The 17928-nt window shown below is 56.0% G+C and carries 18 protein-coding genes and 1 pseudogene; 7 read left to right on the top strand and 12 right to left on the bottom strand.

Going from position 1 to position 17928, the window contains the following annotated elements; all coding sequences use genetic code 11:
- Positions 1 to 1294: 1294 nt before the first annotated feature.
- The 3 genes and pseudogenes from DTA24_RS28975 to DTA24_RS04090 all read right to left on the bottom strand — a co-directional run.
- Positions 1295 to 1498, bottom strand: a pseudogene (locus DTA24_RS28975) (ATP-binding protein); the annotation flags it as partial.
- Positions 1495 to 2244: a DUF4194 domain-containing protein gene (locus DTA24_RS04095; RefSeq protein WP_008806485.1), complete on the bottom strand. Its 750-nt coding sequence runs from the start codon at positions 2242 to 2244 to the stop codon at positions 1495 to 1497. The gene DTA24_RS04095 and the pseudogene DTA24_RS28975, both read right to left, overlap by 4 nt.
- 5 nt (positions 2245 to 2249) lie before the next feature.
- On the bottom strand, positions 2250 to 3746 hold the full coding sequence (locus DTA24_RS04090) for a DUF3375 domain-containing protein (RefSeq protein ID WP_008806486.1): 1497 nt from the start codon (positions 3744 to 3746) through the stop codon (positions 2250 to 2252).
- An 866-nt stretch (positions 3747 to 4612) separates the two neighbouring features.
- Between DTA24_RS04090 and DTA24_RS04085 the strand changes: the two genes are divergently transcribed.
- Together DTA24_RS04085 and DTA24_RS04080 are read left to right on the top strand one after the other, a co-directional pair.
- Positions 4613 to 5989: a pyridoxal-phosphate dependent enzyme gene (locus DTA24_RS04085; RefSeq protein WP_016161835.1), complete on the top strand. Its 1377-nt coding sequence runs from the start codon at positions 4613 to 4615 to the stop codon at positions 5987 to 5989.
- Between the two features lie 11 nt (positions 5990 to 6000).
- A complete protein-coding gene (locus DTA24_RS04080; RefSeq protein ID WP_008806488.1) occupies positions 6001 to 7149 on the top strand; it encodes a trans-sulfuration enzyme family protein in 1149 nt (382 codons plus the stop codon).
- Here the strand turns inward: DTA24_RS04080 and DTA24_RS04075 are convergent, their stop codons facing one another.
- The gene (locus DTA24_RS04075) at positions 7150 to 8061 is read right to left on the bottom strand and encodes a LysR family transcriptional regulator (protein ID WP_012540554.1); all 912 of its coding nucleotides are present in this window, start codon (positions 8059 to 8061) and stop codon (positions 7150 to 7152) included.
- A gap of 97 nt (positions 8062 to 8158) precedes the next feature.
- On the opposite strand from DTA24_RS04075, the gene DTA24_RS04070 reads away from it, so the two are divergent.
- From DTA24_RS04070 to DTA24_RS04060, 3 genes are all read left to right on the top strand, one after another.
- On the top strand, positions 8159 to 8761 hold the full coding sequence (locus DTA24_RS04070) for a short chain dehydrogenase (RefSeq protein WP_012540553.1): 603 nt from the start codon (positions 8159 to 8161) through the stop codon (positions 8759 to 8761).
- 86 nt (positions 8762 to 8847) lie between these two features.
- On the top strand, positions 8848 to 9192 hold the full coding sequence (locus DTA24_RS04065; protein ID WP_012540552.1) for a hypothetical protein: 345 nt from the start codon (positions 8848 to 8850) through the stop codon (positions 9190 to 9192).
- A gap of 199 nt (positions 9193 to 9391) precedes the next feature.
- The gene (locus tag DTA24_RS04060) at positions 9392 to 9580 is read left to right on the top strand and encodes a hypothetical protein (protein ID WP_008806492.1); all 189 of its coding nucleotides are present in this window, start codon (positions 9392 to 9394) and stop codon (positions 9578 to 9580) included.
- 196 nt (positions 9581 to 9776) lie between these two features.
- Here DTA24_RS04060 and DTA24_RS04050 read toward each other — a convergent pair whose 3' ends face one another.
- The 3 genes from DTA24_RS04050 to DTA24_RS27940 form a co-directional block, all read right to left on the bottom strand.
- Positions 9777 to 10958, bottom strand: a complete 1182-nt coding sequence (locus tag DTA24_RS04050; protein WP_012540551.1) for a PLP-dependent aminotransferase family protein — start codon at positions 10956 to 10958, stop codon at positions 9777 to 9779.
- Between the two features lie 145 nt (positions 10959 to 11103).
- Positions 11104 to 12969, bottom strand: a complete 1866-nt coding sequence (gene gss, locus DTA24_RS04045; protein WP_008806494.1) for a bifunctional glutathionylspermidine amidase/synthase — start codon at positions 12967 to 12969, stop codon at positions 11104 to 11106.
- Between the two features lie 76 nt (positions 12970 to 13045).
- A complete protein-coding gene (locus tag DTA24_RS27940) occupies positions 13046 to 13168 on the bottom strand; it encodes a hypothetical protein (protein ID WP_046881918.1) in 123 nt (40 codons plus the stop codon).
- A 20-nt stretch (positions 13169 to 13188) separates the two neighbouring features.
- On the opposite strand from DTA24_RS27940, the gene DTA24_RS04040 reads away from it, so the two are divergent.
- Together DTA24_RS04040 and yghU are read left to right on the top strand one after the other, a co-directional pair.
- Positions 13189 to 13749: a DsbA family protein gene (locus DTA24_RS04040; RefSeq protein WP_008806495.1), complete on the top strand. Its 561-nt coding sequence runs from the start codon at positions 13189 to 13191 to the stop codon at positions 13747 to 13749.
- Positions 13750 to 13796: 47 nt separating this feature from the next.
- Positions 13797 to 14663, top strand: a complete 867-nt coding sequence (yghU, locus tag DTA24_RS04035) for a glutathione-dependent disulfide-bond oxidoreductase (RefSeq protein ID WP_008806496.1) — start codon at positions 13797 to 13799, stop codon at positions 14661 to 14663.
- A gap of 72 nt (positions 14664 to 14735) precedes the next feature.
- Here yghU and DTA24_RS04030 read toward each other — a convergent pair whose 3' ends face one another.
- The 5 genes from DTA24_RS04030 to exbB all read right to left on the bottom strand — a co-directional run bounded on the left by DTA24_RS04030 (position 14736) and on the right by exbB (position 17910).
- On the bottom strand, positions 14736 to 15023 hold the full coding sequence (locus tag DTA24_RS04030) for a DUF2623 family protein (protein WP_094917576.1): 288 nt from the start codon (positions 15021 to 15023) through the stop codon (positions 14736 to 14738).
- A 78-nt stretch (positions 15024 to 15101) separates the two neighbouring features.
- Entirely contained in the window at positions 15102 to 15989 is an 888-nt protein-coding gene (yghX, locus tag DTA24_RS04025) for a YghX family hydrolase (protein ID WP_023298222.1), read from the bottom strand.
- Between the two features lie 122 nt (positions 15990 to 16111).
- Positions 16112 to 16606, bottom strand: a complete 495-nt coding sequence (locus DTA24_RS04020) for a TIGR00645 family protein (RefSeq protein ID WP_008806498.1) — start codon at positions 16604 to 16606, stop codon at positions 16112 to 16114.
- 140 nt (positions 16607 to 16746) lie between these two features.
- A complete protein-coding gene (gene exbD / locus DTA24_RS04015; protein WP_012967219.1) occupies positions 16747 to 17172 on the bottom strand; it encodes a TonB system transport protein ExbD in 426 nt (141 codons plus the stop codon).
- A gap of 6 nt (positions 17173 to 17178) precedes the next feature.
- Entirely contained in the window at positions 17179 to 17910 is a 732-nt protein-coding gene (gene exbB, locus DTA24_RS04010; RefSeq protein ID WP_004174395.1) for a tol-pal system-associated acyl-CoA thioesterase, read from the bottom strand.
- Between the last annotated feature and the right edge of the window lie 18 nt (positions 17911 to 17928).

The raw sequence follows: 17928 nt of genomic DNA, 5'->3' as shown, positions 1-17928 counted from the left end.
GTAGCCTGTTACTCCCGACAGCGCGCTCAATCGCACCGCGCCATTGCGCCTCTTCCGGTTTAACCTGTATCAGTTCAGCAACGAAAGGCAGTTCAGACTCATCGACGTTCAGCGCTTCTGCCAGCTCGCTGCGAAATGCCTGATAATGGGCGGGAAGGTTAGAATCCGGACGACGCGCGATCTCGGCGCGTTCAGTTTCCCGTTCCCGAAGTTCTTCGGTCATGCGATGGCTGAGCACGCCTTTTTGATACACCTCTTCCTGTTTCAACTTTATATCATCAGCAAACTGCTCACATCGGGCCTCGGCTTCATGCTGATTCGCCTCCAGCTGTGGTTGGCTCAGGTCAGGCGGCAATCCAAGATTGCGGGTCAGCTGTTGATACTGGTGCGCCAGAATCTCCCGACTGCCGAGCGTTTTTTGCCAGTCCTTGATACGCTCGTTCAGTTCATCAATATTAGCGCCGCCGACCTGGAGATAGCGCTGTAAGCAGTCCGTCACCACTTTTTTCTGCAACTCGAGCTGCGACTGGATCTGTTCTTCGCGAGTCTGTGACTCACCAAGCTCGACTTCAATATGGCTGACCTTTTCTCGCCAGAGCTGGCTTGCCTGTTGTGCAAACCAGATTGGTAACAGCGACTCCAGCGCCTTCCTGTCAGCAAGTTGTTGCTCTTGCTTCTGATACTTATCCCAACTCAGGGCTACAGGTTGCAATGACTGCTGCTGTTTACGCGCCGTTTCCAGTTCCTGATGGATTTCTGTCAAACCATCAAAACTATTGGCTACTTCCGTCGCGCGATCAAAAGCAGAGTGATCGTCCAGTACCAGCTCGCGGAAAATCTCATCGATACTGTTGAGTTGTTTTAATCCTGCCGCCCGATTTAACAGCGTAAAGGCGTTTTCCCCCACTTCGAAGAAGTCCCGCAGGCGCGCCAGATACTGTTTTTTATTGTTCAGCCAAATCCAGATTCCGGTCGTCTCTTTTTCCATTTGCTTCAACGACCGTGCGCCACCGTCATGCCAGATATTCAGCCAGTGACCCAGCGTCTGTGTAGGGTTATCACTAAACATCCAAAGCTTTTTCAAATCTGCCGCGCTGGAACTGGTGGAATCAAACCACAATAGCGCCCCCAGACGTACCTGCTGCCCTTCACGCTCCAGCGTCGCGGCAATGCCGGTCACGGTTTTCCCCGGTCTGGCAATATGCGATTGCCCCTCCCCGCCATCGCCGGGTCCGGATACACCGCGCACGTAGGAGATAAGATCTCTGTCGCTTTCATGCCCCCCGGTTGAGGCCAGGTTGTAACGGGGATTGGCACAGAGTAGCGTCATTAAGGCATCGACCAGCGTCGTTTTTCCGCTTCCGGTTGGACCAATAACGGCGGTACCTTCCTGATGGATTGCTGCCTGATGCAATCCATGAAAACCGCCCCAGTTGAACAACTCGATACGGGTGAGAATAAAGGATTCCTTTTCAGCCAGACGCGCTATTTGATTCATACGTCCTCCTCACTACTCTCCTTTGCTGACGAATCATCCGGGGAAGTTTGTTGCGTAATTTGTTCCCACAGCCATGCCAGTAATGCCTGAAGATTCATCGGGTCGGCAAGATGAGCAATAATTGGCCGAATCACGATCCGCTCATGCGCATCCGGCGACGTGACCAGCCCATGCCCCTTTAATTGATCCACCAGGGTGAGCAACCGGGTGCGTTCTTTTGATTCGCTGCCCGGATCGCCAAGGTAAATCTGGAGCTGAGGGAGGAGATCGTCGATAGCGATCTGTGCCTGGCTGGCACCAGTTCCACTTTCTTGCTCCCAGGCAACAAAATGCTGGCGCAGTATGGCAACTAATAATGATTGTTCCAGATTAAGCCGTTGCCGCCTCACCAGAGGATGGGACCATTCATCCTGCTCTGGCGTTTCGTCAAGTCTGACTTTGACATACAGCAGGCCGCGGATCTCATCAATGCCGATATCCAGATCAAGAGGTTCCAGAATGCGAGTAACCTCTTCAGGATGGGTCAGTACGACACGGTACAGATTGGGTTTACTGGCCTCTTCCAGCAGGCCGTATTTGAGCAATTCCTGAATCGCTTCGCGTATTTTCTTCAGGGTCCGCGTTTCGCCACTGGCCGCACTGTCTTCAACCAACTCATCAGTAATTTCTTCGTCCGATGTTTCTGGTTCACTACCTGCATTTGCAGCGACGCTCCGGTTAATCAGTTTGTCAAAAAAGCCCGCCATACCTGTTACTCCCAATCGATATCCATTAATGCCTGACTTTCCAGACCGGTCGTGGGCAGATTAAATCGCCAGCGGCGACCTTCCCCATCACTAAGTTCAGCAAATTCGCGCTGTGAATCAATAACCTCAATGCCTGCTTCTCTCGCCATGCCAATCCAGACGGCGAAGGTTTCGAGATCGTGAGCCGGGGGCAACAGCGCCGCCAGTTCAGCCAGACCAACGGGGCGATTTTCTTTTGCCAGAAGCTGCAACGTCTGCTGAATCAACGCCTCACGATCAAGGCCATTGAAAGCATCCCAGAAATCATCGCCAATCTGCGTCAAATCCGTCGCATGATTACTGAGATCCAACGTTTGTTCCGCTTCATCATCCACTTCTTTAAAACGTAAACGCTCAATTGCGGGGACTCCCGTCACCGCCACACCAACGGCAGGAAGCGGAACCTCTTGTTTACGAATCATCTGGCGCTGCCAGTCGAGTTTTAACGCCAGATTCAGAAACTCGTTAAGCAGATGACCAACGCGGTGATGTTCAGCAGCAAGCCCGGTTTTCATAAAACCGCGGACATCTCGCTCGCTTCGGGCACGAGCCTGGAGTACGGTTTGCGATTCATCGACCAGGCGTTTAACCAGCCAGCGTAAATCATGACGCTGTAGACGGTTAAGCGCATTGGAAGCAGAAGGATGGCTAAGGATTACGCGCAGTCGCTCGCTCATTGCCGTTAACTCAACTGATTGGCGTAGCTGTTGCTGAAAACTGTCGAAGACTCTTCCTTCAGGGGTATTAAGCAGTGCGTCCTGATCGTTAAGCAAGCGTTCTACGATATCGCCGCGATGATACTGCTCACCAATAATGGATTGGCGAAGCGCACGGTCGGCCTCACGCCAGGAGTCTTCAACGCGACGAAAGTCAGCCCGCAGGCTGGAAGCTAAATTGAAGACCTCTCGAATATGTTCAACCGCCTGATGCGTTTCCAGCACTTCAATATGCCCGGCTTCCGCCTCCTGTAATTCACGCTCCAGTTCAGCAATACGACGACGTAAGGTTGCAACCCGGTTAGCCGGATTAGGATTAAGCCTGGTTTCCAGGTTTTCAATTTCTCGCTGTACGGTAGACAAACGGGAAGCCGTAGAGGTCATGAAACGATTATCCAGCGACTCAACAAACGTAATCGCAACCTCAAGCGCATCGGTGGCGAAGATACGGCCATCCCGTTCGACAATTAAGCGGCGTTTAATCCATTCCCGCAGTTCACGACTGGCCTGAAGAGAGGGATTGTCCTGATTAATGTCATACTGTTCCTGACTCACATGCTCGATGAGAATGCCGGAAAGAGACTGAATCGCGTCCTCAAGGGGGATACCATCATGAGCTTTTTCAAACAACGTTTTCAAGCAACTCAGCACCAACGGGGCACGGCGGGAAGCCAGAAGTATCCATGCGGGATGCTGGTTTTTGGCTGAAATATAATTTTCCGTACGCTGCCTAGTGTTTTCTTCCATATAGCAGAGCCTTCAAAAAGAGAAGCGAAATGCATAAATCACGATAATTCTACATGGCAGAGTTTTAACCTTTCCAAAGATCATTTTGCGACTTTCATCACAACATTCACTCTACCTACTTTCCGCTATTAATGAGGATTTATAAATACATGAGTTACATTTTTGCATCTGTATAAATGGTTGTATACCGATGCGATATTATATAGAAATTCGTACAACCATCTGATTATGAAAGTTGAAATTTGTCAATACTGTTGATAGAAAAGTACTGTATTTCGGAATGATAAGAAAGTTTATGATATAAATCAGATAACATCTCATAAGCGTGTGGGCTAAAGCATCCCAGTTCCAATTGTTAATGATTATCGTTGAAAAGAATGTAATTTTTATAGTTCTCATTTAATCGTAAATTCATTTTCATAAAGTACAAATAACGATAAAAAACAAATTATTGGTGGGATACTATCTACCATCCAGATATGTCTACTCCCAACAATGGTCTTTTACTTTTGTGCATCCGGACACTCCATCGAACGACGCTAACACGTGATTCCCTACTGCGCTTTTCTCCTGGCGAGCCAGCTGCCACTTAACGGCGGACACAGGCCCTATTCCCCATAGAATTTTTTCGAAAATACATTTTCAGATATCAGATAACACGCTGATTAAAATCGCCATTTTCTCGCCAAAAGCGGCTAAAAACGCCCTTTTCTGGAAATCGATCCGCCCAGGTGGCTACCCTGCTTTCCCTCCAGATGGCCAAATAGCATCTTATATTCCATTTAACGCTAACAGGCAGAGAAATGTTCTTTAAATTACCGTTTTCACAGCTCTACCATGCAAAAATATCTTAAACGAGTGGGTAAATGGTTATGTCACTGTTTCATTCCGTGAGCGACCTGATCGGTCATACTCCCCTGCTCCAGTTGCACAAACTGGATACCGGCCCCTGCAGTCTGTTTTTAAAACTGGAAAATCAGAATCCCGGCGGGTCAATTAAAGATCGCGTTGCGCTGTCGATGATTAATGAAGCCGAGCGCCAGGGAAAACTGGCGCCCGGAGGAACGATAATCGAAGCCACCGCCGGCAACACCGGCCTCGGCCTGGCGCTGATCGCGGCGCAGAAAAATTACCGGCTGATCCTGGTGGTGCCGGACAAAATGAGCCGCGAGAAAATCTTTCACCTGCGGGCGCTGGGCGCGACGGTGCTGCTCACCCGTTCCGACGTCAATAAAGGCCACCCGGCCTATTATCAGGATTATGCCCGCCGCCTTGCCGATGAAACGCCGGGCGCCTTTTATATCGACCAGTTTAATAACGACGCCAATCCGCTGGCCCATGCCACCTCCACTGCGCCGGAGCTTTATCAGCAGCTGGAGGGCGATATCGACGCCGTCGTCGTCGGCGTCGGCTCCGGCGGTACGCTGGGCGGGCTTCAGGCCTGGTTTGCTGAACACTCGCCGAAAACGGAATTTATTCTCGCCGATCCGGCGGGTTCGATCCTTGCCGATCAGGTCGATACCGGACGCTACGGCGAAACGGGATCCTGGCTGGTCGAAGGGATCGGCGAAGATTTTATCCCGCCGCTGGCCAGGCTGGAGGGGGTACATACCGCGTATCGCGTCAGCGACCGCGAAGCGTTCCAGACTGCGCGCCAGCTGCTGCAGGTCGAGGGCGTGCTGGCCGGCTCTTCCACCGGCACCTTGCTCAGCGCCGCCCTGCGCTACTGCCGGGCACAAAGCCGTCCGAAACGGGTGGTGACCTTCGCCTGTGATAGCGGCAATAAATACCTGTCCAAAATGTTCAACGATGACTGGATGCGCCAGCAAGGACTGATCGCCCGGCCCGAACAGGGCGATCTCAGTGATTTTATCGCCCTGCGCCATGACGAAGGCGCCACCGTCACGGCCGCGCCGGACGACACCCTGGCCGCAGTCTTTACCCGCATGCGGCTGTATGACATCTCCCAGCTGCCGGTGCTGGAGGATGGCCACGTGGTCGGCATTGTCGATGAGTGGGATTTGATCCGCCACGTACAGGGCGATCGCCAACGCTTCTCCCTGCCGGTCAGCGAAGCGATGAGCCGCCATGTTGAAACTCTCGATAAGCGTGCGCCAGAGAGCGAACTGCAGGCTATTCTCGATCGCGGTCTGGTGGCGGTGATCGCTGACAACGCGCGTTTTCTTGGCCTGGTCACCCGCAGCGATGTACTAACCGCCTGGCGTAACCGAGTCGCACAATAAGGAATTTTTTTATGTCATCTATCCACACCCTGAGCGTACATAGCGGAACCTTCACCGACAGCCACGGCGCAGTGATGCCGCCGATTTACGCCACCTCCACTTTTGCTCAGCCGGCGCCGGGGCAGCATACCGGCTATGAATATTCCCGCAGTGGGAACCCTACCCGCCACGCGCTGGAGACGGCGATCGCCGACCTGGAAAACGGCACGCGCGGCTACGCGTTCGCCTCCGGGCTGGCCGCCATCTCCACCGTGCTGGAGCTGCTGGATAAGGACAGTCACCTGGTGGCGGTCGATGATGTGTATGGCGGCACTTATCGCCTGCTGGAAAACGTTCGCCGCCGTAGCGCTGGTCTGCAGGTGAGCTGGGTGAAACCCGACGACCTGAAGGGGATTGAAGCGGCGATCCGCCCCGATACGCGCATGATCTGGGTGGAAACGCCCACCAACCCGCTGCTGAAGCTGGCGGATCTCAGCGCCATCGCCGCCATCGCGCGACGCCATAACCTGATCAGCGTCGCCGATAACACCTTCGCCTCGCCGGCGATCCATCGCCCGCTGGAGCATGGATTTGATATTGTGGTGCACTCCGCGACCAAATACCTCAACGGCCATTCCGATGTCGTCGCCGGCCTGGCGGTGGTTGGCGATAACTCCGAGCTCGCGGAAAAGCTTGGCTATCTGCAGAATGCGGTAGGCGGTGTACTCGACCCGTTCAGCAGCTTCCTGACGCTACGTGGTATCCGTACCCTGGCGCTGCGGATGGAGCGCCACAGCGCGAACGCGCTGCAGCTCGCCGAATGGCTGGAACAGCAGCCGGAAGTGGAGCGAGTCTGGTTCCCCTGGCTGGCCTCGCACCCGCATCATCAGCTGGCGCGCCAGCAAATGGCGCTGCCCGGCGGCATGATTTCGGTGGTGGTGAAGGGCGATGAAGGTTACGCCGAGCGCATTATCAGCAAGCTGCGCTGGTTTACGCTTGCGGAGAGCCTGGGCGGCGTGGAGAGTCTGGTGAGCCAGCCGTTCAGCATGACCCATGCCTCGATCCCGCTGGAGAAACGTCTGGCGAATGGCATCACGCCCCAGCTGATCCGCCTGTCGGTGGGGATCGAAGATCCCAACGATCTGATTGCCGACTGGCAGCAGGCGCTGCGGGAGGAGTGATTATTCCGACGCGCGGGTCATTGTCAGCGCGTCGGCCATTCCCTGCTGAAGATGGGCAATAAACTGCGTCAGCTTCGGCAGGGGCCGACGATCCTGGCGCCAGAGCAGATGCACGGGTCTCGGCTGCGGGGTCCAGGCCTCCAGCACCCGCACCAGGCTGCCGCTGGCCAGCGCATCGGCCAGCAGCACCTCCGGCTGCATCAGCAGCCCGGCCCCGGCGATTGCCGCCTGGCGCAGCGCGTAACCATCATTGCAGCGTAAAATCGCATCGCGTTTCCAGCGAACTTCCCCCTCTATGCCCGGCAGTCGCCACTCATTGCGGGCGGTCCAGACCGTATGGGACAGGCAGAGATGATCGGCGAGATCCTCTGGCGTCCCGGGGGTCCCGTAACGCGCCAGATAAGCCGGCGCGGCGCAGATCACCATCCGATACGGCGCCAGATAGCGGGCCACCAGATCCTCCTGATGGATCTCGCCAATGCGGATCGCCAGATCGACCCCCTCATCCACCAGATCGACCATCCGGTTAGTCAGATCCAGTTCCACCCGGACCGCAGGCCAGGCCTGCAGGAAGGTGGCGGTCAGGGGCGCGATCACGCTGGCGCCAAACGAGGTGGGGGCGCTCACCCGCAGGGTGCCGGCGGGCGCCAGCCGCAGCCGCTCGACCGCGCTTTCGGCGATGGAGACCTGCTCCATCACCCGTTTCGCTTCGTCAAAATAGACCCGCCCGGCGTCGGTGAGGCTCTGGCGTCGGGTGTTACGCTCCAGCAGACGCGTCGCCAGCTGGCTTTCCAGCTGGGCGATATATTTCCCGACCATCACCGCCGACAGCCCCAGGCGCGACGCCGCCCCGGTAAAGCTGCCGCACTCCACCACGGCAATAAACGTCTCCATCCCTCGCAGCTTATCCATATTGCTAACCTCTGGTTAGTAATGTTCTAACTTTTAGCCAGTTTATCCGATATTCGTTTTATTAAAGAATAGCGTCTCACCTCATCAGGAGACAGCCATGAAAATTATCGTTATCGGTGCCAGCGGCACCATCGGTCGCGCGGTCAGCGAAGAGCTGAGCCAGAGACATGACGTTATCCGCGTCGGCCGCACCCGGGGAGATTATCAGGTGGATATCACCTCGCAGGAGAGCGTCGAGGCGCTATTTGCCCAAACGGGCGAAGTAGATGCGATTGTCTCCACCACCGGCAATCTGCACTTTGGGCCGTTAAGCACCATGACCGACAGTCAGTTCAACCTCGGGCTGCAGGACAAGCTGCTGGGGCAAATTCGCCTGGCGCTGATCGGGCAGCATTTCCTGCGTGACGGCGGGTCGATTACTCTGGTCAGCGGTATTGTCGCCCAGGAGCCCATTGCTCAGGGCGTCAATGCCACGACGGTCAACGCCGGTCTGGAAGGCTTTGTGCGCGCCGCCGCCTGCGAACTGCCACGCGGGATCCGCATCAATCTCATTAGCCCCACCGTGCTCAGCGAGTCGCTGGCGGCCTACGGCGACTTTTTCCCGGGCTTTGCCAGCGTCCCCGCCGCCGCCGTGGCGCAGGCCTATCGTCGCAGCATTGAAGGCGTTCAGACCGGCCGCATCTACCCGGTCGGCTACTAGCCTGCGCCGGCCCGCCGGGGCCGGCGCTTACATCAGGCCGTCATTGCAGGTACACTGACGGCTGATTGTCTCCGACCGAAAAACTGATGTTGAAAAAATTACCTTTTATTATCCCGCTTTTGGCGCTTATCGCGCTGCTGGTCTGGTGGTTCACCCCGCATTACACCGCAGATGAAGAAGCCTACTACCGGGCAGTCTTTTGCATGATCGATCATGACGACAGCCGCCAGTTCCTCCACGATATGCAAAATATCGTCGAAGGGGGAAATTCGGACTATGCATTGCATAAAACCCATTACCTGCCGGCGCTGGGGCAGCGGATGCTGGACACCTGGCGCCAGCTCAGCGCGCAGGAGCAGCAAACACTGGGCGAAGATCGGCAGCGCTGTGGCGAGATATTGCGCGAAAAACAGCAGGGAAAATCATCCTGATGGGGGGCGAAATCGCAGTATATCTTCAGCGTCGAATGAGATTGTGCTGTTGGTAGCCAGATGACCGCCATAAAACACCCCGCTCTTGCGGGGCCGCGATATGACGTTTTTTTCTGCTGCGACATACTATAAAAAGTAGTTGATCTGGTACGAACTAACTCTTATTTTGCTTCTCAGTTTTCAAAATGAGATAAAACTGATGCCAGTCATTATTGCCAGTAGTATTAAAGAAGCCAACGCATTGATTAACGGTGGGAAATACAGGGAAATTATTCTCAACTTCGATATTGATGCCGATGACTTTTTCTCTCTCGCCAGCCATTCTGCTGGGACAAAAATCTCCATCTCCGACCGAAACGATCGCTCTCCGGTAAAATCAGAAAAATAATTAACCCGCGAGGGACATTTATGTGGTTGTTTATTGGCACCTTTGCGGTTGCTTTTCTCGCATCGCTGATGCTGGTCTGGCTGGATGACCGGATCGCCGAGACAGATTGACCCTGGCGCTGGACGCTAACGTCAGTTCCTCCCGCTCTCGCCGCGAAGGGCTGTGCGCCGTCGTTAAGCGGCGCACAGCAGAGTCATTACAGGGAGGCCGCCAGCCGCTCAACGGCCGTCAGCAACCCGGCCTCAGACACCGTGGAGTAGGAGAGACGCAGAGTACGGGTATCCGGCTTATCGTGATAGAACGCTTCGCCAGGAACGTAGACTACGCCGTTTTCCAGCGTTTTCTTCATCCATTCCATGGTATCGAACGGATAGCGGAAACGCGCCCACAGGAACATGCCCCCCTGCGGGCGGCTGAATTCCAGGTGGTCGCCAAGGCGGCTTTCCAGCGCGTCGGCCAGCGCCACACACTTCTTGCGGTAGTCTTCGCGAATCAACGCGATCTGGTTCTCCAGCCGGTTCATGCCGAGGTACTCCGCGGTGATCACCTGCGAAAGCATATTGGTATGCAGATCCGCCGCCTGCTTGACGATCACCGTCTGCTGCGCCAGCCAGTCCGGCATCACGACCCAGCCGATGCGCATCCCCGGCGCGAGGATCTTCGAAAAGGTCGAGGTGTAGACCACCTGATCTTCACAGCCCAGCTCAACCGCGTGCTGATAGAGCGGGCGTCGAACGGCGTCAGTGAAGCTAATTTCGCCATAGGGATCGTCTTCCAGAATGACGAAGTCATATTTTTTCGCCAGTTCAACCAGGCGACGACGACGCGTCTCGCTCAGCGTTTTGCCGCCGGGGTTGCCGAACGTCGGCACCAGATAAACGGCTTTGACGCGGGTGGTCTCCAGCAGGTCGGCCAGTTGCTCCACCAGCATCCCGTCATCATCGGTGTCGACACTGAGAATATTGGCCTGCGCCAGCTGAAACACCTGCAGCGCCGCCAGATAGGTGGGACGTTCAACGACGATAGTGTCACCTGGATCGAGCAGCGTACGAGCAACGATATCCAGCGATTGCTGCGAGCCGGAGGTGATATAGACCTGAGCGGGAGAACAGGTCACGCCACGGGAGTGACAGATTTCACTCACCGCCTGACGTAGCGGCGGGTAGCCCTCCGTCAGACCGTACTGGAATGCGTCATGAAAACGTTCGCTCATCACCTTCTGCACCGCCAGCTCCAGGCCTTCGGTATCAAACAATTCCGGGGCCGGAATGCCGCCGCCAAGCGAGATCACGCCGGGCAGTTTACTGTGCTTGAGAAGTTCGCGGACGGCGGAGGGCTTGAGTTCACCCGCGCGGGCGGCGAGACGCCGATCGTGCATACTATTTTCCTTTTCTGTCTTGTTGTTGTGTTAATTATCTTCGCTTCGTTGCAGGTGTTCCCCGGCGGCGCTGACCATGCCGGGGCTATCCTTTTCTGTACGTTGTCACCCGGACAGGGGTATGCCGCTACCCGGGTTTCGCACGTCATGCTTTGTCTTTCAAAACGATTAACGGCTCGATATCGCTCTCTTTTTTCACCACCAGCGACGAATCGCCGCGCAGGCAGGTACCGCCGTAGTTACCACCAACGGTAAATGTGCACACCTGAATGTACTTACCGTCCACTTTCGGCAGGCACCACAGCTGCTGGTAGATATTCTTGCGATCGACAAACTGGCCGCTGGTCTTATCCAGAACCTCATCCTGAGGACCGATCAAATCGATATTGTTCCCGCAGCGTCCGGAAATGGGCTTCACGGCATAGCCGGTTTTCGCCAGCTCGTCGTTAACCACAAAATCGGTATCCAGCAGATAGCGATGATGCGGGAACAGCGACCACAGCACCGGCAGAATCGCTTTGTTACCCGGGATCACCGTCCACAGGGGTTCGAATACCAATACTTCAGGACGCAGCAGGACGTCAATCAGCCGCACCTCATTCTGCGGATGTCCGGTACGAATCGGCACCGCCGCGTACTCATCGGCGCTGACTTCGCGCACCTGCTCAATGGCGGTTTCCCATGCCCAGGTTTTCCAGACGCAGTTGACCAGCCGCCCGTCAGCGTCAATCAGCTGGCCGGCAGCGTCCCAGCGCAGCTCATCAAGGCCAAAGAGAATTTTGCTCTCAAAACCGGCCTGGGTCAGCGAACGCTGGATAAATTTCGCGTGGTAATTCTCTTCCAGATCCTTGTCCTGCATGATGTGGACGAAGGGCCGCGCCCGGCTGTGTTTCCACGCCCCCGCCAGCTCATCGAGCAGACCTTCCGCCGGATTGTGGCCGGTGCCGTAGTAGCCCTGCTTCAGCCACTGCTCAAGGATCAACCCGCCTTCGGTATGGCAGGAGGCGGAGTCGGCATTGTATTCGTACACCTTCAGCCCGCGCTCGTCCATGCAGAAATCCATGCGCCCGGTGATCATATGATGACGACGGCGCTGCCAGGAGAGACGCAGACGCGGCCAGAGGATTTTCGGGATATCAAACAGCGCCAGCAGGTTATCATCCTTCATCACCTTATCGGTGGCGTGCAGATACATCAGGTGTAGCTCGTTAGTGGCTTTGATCAGCTCCTGTTCGGCGCTTTCGCTGATGGTGAAATACTGGTAGGGATCCTGGTTGATGAAATGGCCGTTGGCCGCCACGTAGGCTTTCTGCAGCGGATCTTTCTCGTTCAGCCATTTGCCGCGGAACTGGCCGTTGTTCGGCAGCCGCGCGCCTTTGATCGCCATCGCCTCGCCCGGCAGCACCGGCTGCGGCAGGCTGTGTTCGGTATCGGCGGTCTGGATCATCCAGCCTAAAATTTCGGTATCGGTAAAGGTATCTTTGATGGTGTACCGGCCGGCGTTGACCTCGAGGGTCAGCTCGCGGGTCCACTGCTGGCCCTGCGGCAGCGGCGAGTGAATGACGTTCTGCTCGGCGATACGCACTTTATTGCCGACAAGCTGGGTGATCACCGCGACGTGGCCGGTGTGCTTAAACTCGCCTCCCTTCTGCCAGATCAGTAACGAACCGGCGATGGGCGGACGGCGGGAACCGTTGGCGAAGGCCTGCAGCGGCAAAATATTGTCATTGACCACTTCACGCAGGAAACGCAGGGAGAAGATTTCATATGCCATCCCCACATCGGTAAAGACAAACCCGTAGGTCAGGAACAGAAAGCGGCGTGCAAACTCGACGCACTGCCATTTATGCCCCATATACTCATTGCCGATGTAGCTGCGAAACGTCGCATCATCCGGGTAGTCTTGCGGATTTAAGCTACTGTAATTCGATGAATAAATCGCCACGCCGCCGGGCGCGTAGCCTAACAATGTCCCAAACGGGGCGTCACTGCTTGTCGATCCTTTGCTCATTTAGCCTGACCTCAAATTAATGCAGCCCGGGCAGTTGGCGAAACAAAACTCCCTCTTCTTATCCTGCCGCAGGCACTTACCAGACAGAGGTGTAACGATGATACCACTCATTCGTTTCGCTAATCGTGCCGTTAAGGAAAATAACCCTGCAGCCGGAAGCAAAAGTGATATCGTTATCGGTGATATAACAAAAAAACAACGCAACATCAGGAGTCGACAATGAGCACACCCTCGCATCTGAATGCCCAACCGCTGGTCTGGGGACACGGCCCGCGGACGTTTGAGGTGTTCCTTGAGCCCACCTGCCCCTACTCTGTCCGCGCGTTTAATAAGCTCGACGACCTGCTTGATGAGGTCGGCGCCGATAACGTCACCATCAAGATACGCCTGCAGTCGCAGCCGTGGCATCTGTTCTCCGGGGTGATTGTCCGCTGCATCCTCGCCGCGTCTACCCTGCCGCACGGCAGAGAGCAGGCGCATAAAGTGATGCAGGCCGTGGCCGACCATCGGGAAGAGTTTGAGTTTATCGATCACTGCAGCGGGCCGAATATGAACGCCACGCCGCAGCAAATCATTGAACGCATTGAACGTTACAGTCACGTGCTGCTGGGGGCCGCCTTTGCCCGCCCGGAGCTGCAGGACGTGATCAAGTGGCACAGTAAATACGCCCGTCAGAACGGCATTCACGTCTCGCCGACCTTTATGGTCAATGGCCTGGTGCAGCCGGATCTGGGCAGCGGTGATGATGTCAGCGTGTGGGCTGCGCGGATTATGGCCTGAGGTCACCTGCTACACTTTTTGTACATCCACGAAAAAGGCAAACCAGCATGTCAGAGCAAAACTACCAGCCACCCAAAGTGTGGGAATGGAAGCAAAACAGCGGCGGCGCGTTCGCCAATATCAACCGTCCCGTTTCCGGCGCGACCCATGAACGCGTCCTGCCGGTCGGGACCCATCCGCTCCAGCTATACTCACTGGGCACGCCCAACGGCCAGAAGGTGACGATCATGCTGGAGGAGCTGCTGGCGCTGGGCGTCAGCGGCGCGGAGTACGACGCCTGGCTAATACGCATTGGCGAAGGGGATCAGTTTTCCAGCGGCTTTGTCGATATCAACCCGAACTCGAAGATCCCGGCCCTCAGCGACCACTCCACCACGCCGCCGACCCGGGTATTTGAGTCCGGCAACATTCTTCTCTATCTGGCGGAAAAATTTGGCTTCTTCCTGCCAAAAGATCCTGCCGGCCGCACCGAAACCCTCAACTGGCTGTTCTGGCTGCAGGGCGCGGCGCCATTCCTCGGCGGCGGCTTCGGCCACTTCTATAACTATGCGCCGGTGAAGATCGAGTACGCGATCGACCGCTTTACGATGGAAGCCAAACGCCAGCTCGACGTGCTGGACAAACAGCTCGCCCGCGGTCGCTATGTGGCCGGCGAGGAGTACACCATCGCCGATATGGCTGTCTGGCCGTGGTATGGCAACGTAGTGCTGGGCAATGTCTATAACGCGGCGGAGTTCCTCGACGCCGGGAGCTATAAAAACGTGCTGCGCTGGGCGCAGGATGTGGGCAACCGCCCGGCCGTCAAGCGCGGACGCATCGTCAACCGCACCAACGGCCCGCTCAATGAGCAGTTACATGAGCGCCACGACGCCCGCGACTTTGACACCCAAACGGAAGATAAGCGCCAGGCGTAAGGTCTTCACCCTTTCCCGCTGACGGGAAAGGGTTCCCACCACAGGACGGCTCCGCCTGCGAAGCCGTCCTGTTTAGCTTTCCAGCCGATAGCCCGCCAGAAAATAGCGCATCGCCATACCCGACCCACTTTCTTTGAAGAAATCCATCACCATATCTCTGTCAAGGCCATAGCGACGGGTCAGGATCCCCGCCTCCCACGCGCTGAGCTGACGGTCGCCGGTTTTTTCAAACATGCGGTGCGAGTAGCCGAGCACAAACCCGCGTTTATAGTCGGCGCAAAAATTCGCCGCATGCGCGGCGGTGTCAGCATAGGATGCCTGTAGCCCCGCCATTAAGCCTTTGCCAAAATGATTTTCCATCGCGCCCTCCCAATCGTTATATAATAAATTATATAGCGTTTTTTTGAGCGAGCGGTAGCGCTATTTATGACGTTTGCGCTAGCGTAAATACTTCTCAAACCATGCCAGCGTGCGTTGCCAGGCCAGATCAGCCGCAGCCCGATCGTAGCGCGGCGTGGAATCATTATGAAAGCCGTGATTCACGCCCTGATAGAGATAGGCCTCGTAGACTTTATGGTGTTCCTTCAACGCCTGTTCATAGGCGGGCCAGCCTTCATTAATGCCGCTATCGAGGCCGGCATAGTGCAGCAGCAGCGGCGCTTTAATTTTATCGACCTCCTTCAGCGGCGGCTGGCGGCCGTAAAACGGCACCGCGCAGGCTAGCTCCGGGATCGCCACCGCCGCCGCGTTGCTGACGCCGCCGCCGTAACAAAACCCGGTGATACCGACCTTCCCCGTCGCCTGTGGATGCTTCGCCATAAACGCGACCGCCGCAAAAAAATCATTCATCAGCTTCACGGGATCGACTTTCTGCTGGAGCGCGCGGCCTTCATCATCATTCCCCGGATAGCCGCCGACGGCGCTCAGGCCATCAGGCGCCAGCGCGATATATCCCGCTTTCGCGACCCGCCGGGCTACGTCTTCAATGTAGGGATTGAGGCCTCGGTTCTCATGTACCACCACAACGGCGGGCGCTTTGTCGGCTATTTTCGTCGGCGTCACCAGGTAAGCCCGCACTTCGCCGTGGCCGTCAGGAGAGGGATAATGAATATACTCCGGACGGATATCCGGATCGGTGAACAGTACCTGCTCTGCCAGGGCATAGTCGGGCTTCAGCAGATTAAACAGCGCCAGCGCGGTCATCCCGCCGACAGTATATTTCCCCGCCAGCTGGAGAAACTCGCGTTTGCTGATTTTGCCGTGGGCATAGTAGTCATAATACTCGAGCAGCTGCTGCGGGAAATCTTTGGCCGTTAATCGCGTCATCACCTTGCCTCCGTTGTTAAGCGCCCTTTAAGCAAAGCAGAAGCCCGGACATACGCCAGCGCAGAGAAGCAGAAACGGGGGAGAAAAAAGCCCAGCGGCTAACACCGCCGGGAGAGAAGAGATCAGTGTTTCACTTTGTTCAGACGATCGAGATAGCCCATCACAAAGGCCGAAAGGACGAAGGTCAGGTGGATAATCACGTACCACATCAGCTTGTTGTCCGGCACGTTTTTCGCATCCATAAACACCCGCAGCAGGTGGATAGAGGAGATCGCCACAATTGACGCCGCGACTTTATTCTTCAGAGAGGTGGCGTCCATTTTACCGAGCCAGCTCAGCTTCTCTTTCCCTTCATTGATATCCAGCTGCGACACGAAATTCTCATAGCCCGAGAACATCACCATCACCAGCAGGCCACCCACCAGGGTCATGTCCACCAGCGACAGCAGCGTCAGGATCAATTCCGACTCGCTGACGCTGAAGATATGCGGCAGAACGTGGACGATCTCCTGAAAAAATTTGATGGTCAGCGCGACCAGTCCCAGCGAAAGGCCAAAATAAACCGGTGCCAGCAGCCAGCGCGAAGTGTACATAGCGTTTTCCAGAAAGCGTTCCATATAATCCTGTTAGTTAACAAAAAGAAGCGACATTATATCTCAGACAGATAACGTGATGGCAACGCCAGGCCAACACATCGCCGGCAGACGGCCATAAAAAAGGCCGGCGCGCGGCCAGCCTTTTCAGGAACAGAATCGGATTATTTGGCTTTGACGGTCTCTTCGCCCACCAGCCCGATCTTGAGATAGCCCGCCTGATGCAGGGTATCCATCACTTTCATCATCGTCTCGTAATCGACGGTTTTATCCGCGCGGAAGAAGACAGTGGTATCTTTTTTGCCGGCGGTCAGGCTATCCAGGGCGTTAATCATATTCGCTTCGGTAATCGGGTCGTTGCCGAGGAACATGCTCTTATCCGCCTTCACCGACAGATAAATGGGTTTTTCCGGTCGCGGTTGCGGCTGGCTGGAGGAGGCCGGCAGATTCACCTTCACGTCAACCGTCGCCAGCGGCGCAGCCACCATAAAGATAATCAGCAGAACCAGCATGACGTCGATAAACGGCGTCACGTTGATCTCATGCATTTCGCCGTTATCGTCCAGATTTTCATTAAGACGCATCGCCATAGCCGATCAACCTACCCGTAATTTCTGCGCGCTACGCACCGGCTTCACACCGCTGGCGCTGAGGTCCAGGTCGCGACTTTGCAGCAGCAGCACCTGAGCGGCGACGTCGCCGAGCGAGGCCTTGTAGCTGCCAATCATGCGGGCAAAGATGTTATAGATGACCACCGCCGGGATGGCGGCGAACAGGCCGATGGCCGTCGCCAGCAGCGCTTCCGCGATGCCCGGCGCTACCACCGCAAGGTTGGTAGTCTGCGTCTGGGCGATACCGATAAAGCTGTTCATGATGCCCCAGACGGTCCCGAACAGACCCACGAACGGCGAAATGGCGCCGATGGTGGCCAGATAACCATTGCCGCGTCCCATATGGCGACCGACCGCCGCGACGCGGCGCTCAAGGCGAAAACCGGTGCGTTCCTTGATGCCTTCATTGTCTTCGGCACCGGCAGAGAGTTCGAGTTCGTTCTGTGCTTCATTGATAAGCTGGGTGGTCAGGCTCTTCGCCTCAAAGGCGCTGGCGATATCGCTGGCCTGATCGAGAGAGCGGGCTTCCGCCAGCTGCTGCTGTTCACGTTTGAGGCGTCGCTTGCTGGCGAGGATTTCCGCCCCTTTGCCGAAAAAGATGGCCCAGGTGACGACCGACGCCAGAATCAGGCCAATCATCACCACCTTAACGACAATATCGGCATGATGATACATACCCCAAACGGAGAGATCCGCCTGCATCAAATTATTACCCACGCTCTATCTCCACGACGA

Origin of the sequence: Klebsiella sp. P1CD1, assembly GCF_003790505.1 — a bacterium.
GTDB classification, from domain to species: domain Bacteria; phylum Pseudomonadota; class Gammaproteobacteria; order Enterobacterales; family Enterobacteriaceae; genus Klebsiella; species Klebsiella variicola.
The sequence above is the reverse complement of the archived record's forward strand: the minus strand, read 5'-3'. Positions and strand labels throughout refer to the sequence as shown.

What these genes read in the sequence shown, in the direction of transcription:
- DTA24_RS04095 (WP_008806485.1), bottom strand. Translation starts at nt 2,244, where the DNA reads ATGGCGGGCTTTTTTGACAAACTGATTAACCGGAGCGTCGCTGCAAAT.
- DTA24_RS04090 (WP_008806486.1), bottom strand. Translation starts at nt 3,746, where the DNA reads ATGGAAGAAAACACTAGGCAGCGTACGGAAAATTATATTTCAGCCAAA.
- DTA24_RS04085 (WP_016161835.1), top strand. Translation starts at nt 4,613, where the DNA reads ATGGTTATGTCACTGTTTCATTCCGTGAGCGACCTGATCGGTCATACT.
- DTA24_RS04080 (WP_008806488.1), top strand. Translation starts at nt 6,001, where the DNA reads ATGTCATCTATCCACACCCTGAGCGTACATAGCGGAACCTTCACCGAC.
- DTA24_RS04075 (WP_012540554.1), bottom strand. Translation starts at nt 8,061, where the DNA reads ATGGATAAGCTGCGAGGGATGGAGACGTTTATTGCCGTGGTGGAGTGC.
- DTA24_RS04070 (WP_012540553.1), top strand. Translation starts at nt 8,159, where the DNA reads ATGAAAATTATCGTTATCGGTGCCAGCGGCACCATCGGTCGCGCGGTC.
- DTA24_RS04065 (WP_012540552.1), top strand. Translation starts at nt 8,848, where the DNA reads ATGTTGAAAAAATTACCTTTTATTATCCCGCTTTTGGCGCTTATCGCG.
- DTA24_RS04060 (WP_008806492.1), top strand. Translation starts at nt 9,392, where the DNA reads ATGCCAGTCATTATTGCCAGTAGTATTAAAGAAGCCAACGCATTGATT.
- DTA24_RS04050 (WP_012540551.1), bottom strand. Translation starts at nt 10,958, where the DNA reads ATGCACGATCGGCGTCTCGCCGCCCGCGCGGGTGAACTCAAGCCCTCC.
- gss (WP_008806494.1), bottom strand. Translation starts at nt 12,969, where the DNA reads ATGAGCAAAGGATCGACAAGCAGTGACGCCCCGTTTGGGACATTGTTA.
- DTA24_RS04040 (WP_008806495.1), top strand. Translation starts at nt 13,189, where the DNA reads ATGAGCACACCCTCGCATCTGAATGCCCAACCGCTGGTCTGGGGACAC.
- yghU (WP_008806496.1), top strand. Translation starts at nt 13,797, where the DNA reads ATGTCAGAGCAAAACTACCAGCCACCCAAAGTGTGGGAATGGAAGCAA.
- DTA24_RS04030 (WP_094917576.1), bottom strand. Translation starts at nt 15,023, where the DNA reads ATGGAAAATCATTTTGGCAAAGGCTTAATGGCGGGGCTACAGGCATCC.
- yghX (WP_023298222.1), bottom strand. Translation starts at nt 15,989, where the DNA reads ATGACGCGATTAACGGCCAAAGATTTCCCGCAGCAGCTGCTCGAGTAT.
- DTA24_RS04020 (WP_008806498.1), bottom strand. Translation starts at nt 16,606, where the DNA reads ATGGAACGCTTTCTGGAAAACGCTATGTACACTTCGCGCTGGCTGCTG.
- exbD (WP_012967219.1), bottom strand. Translation starts at nt 17,172, where the DNA reads ATGGCGATGCGTCTTAATGAAAATCTGGACGATAACGGCGAAATGCAT.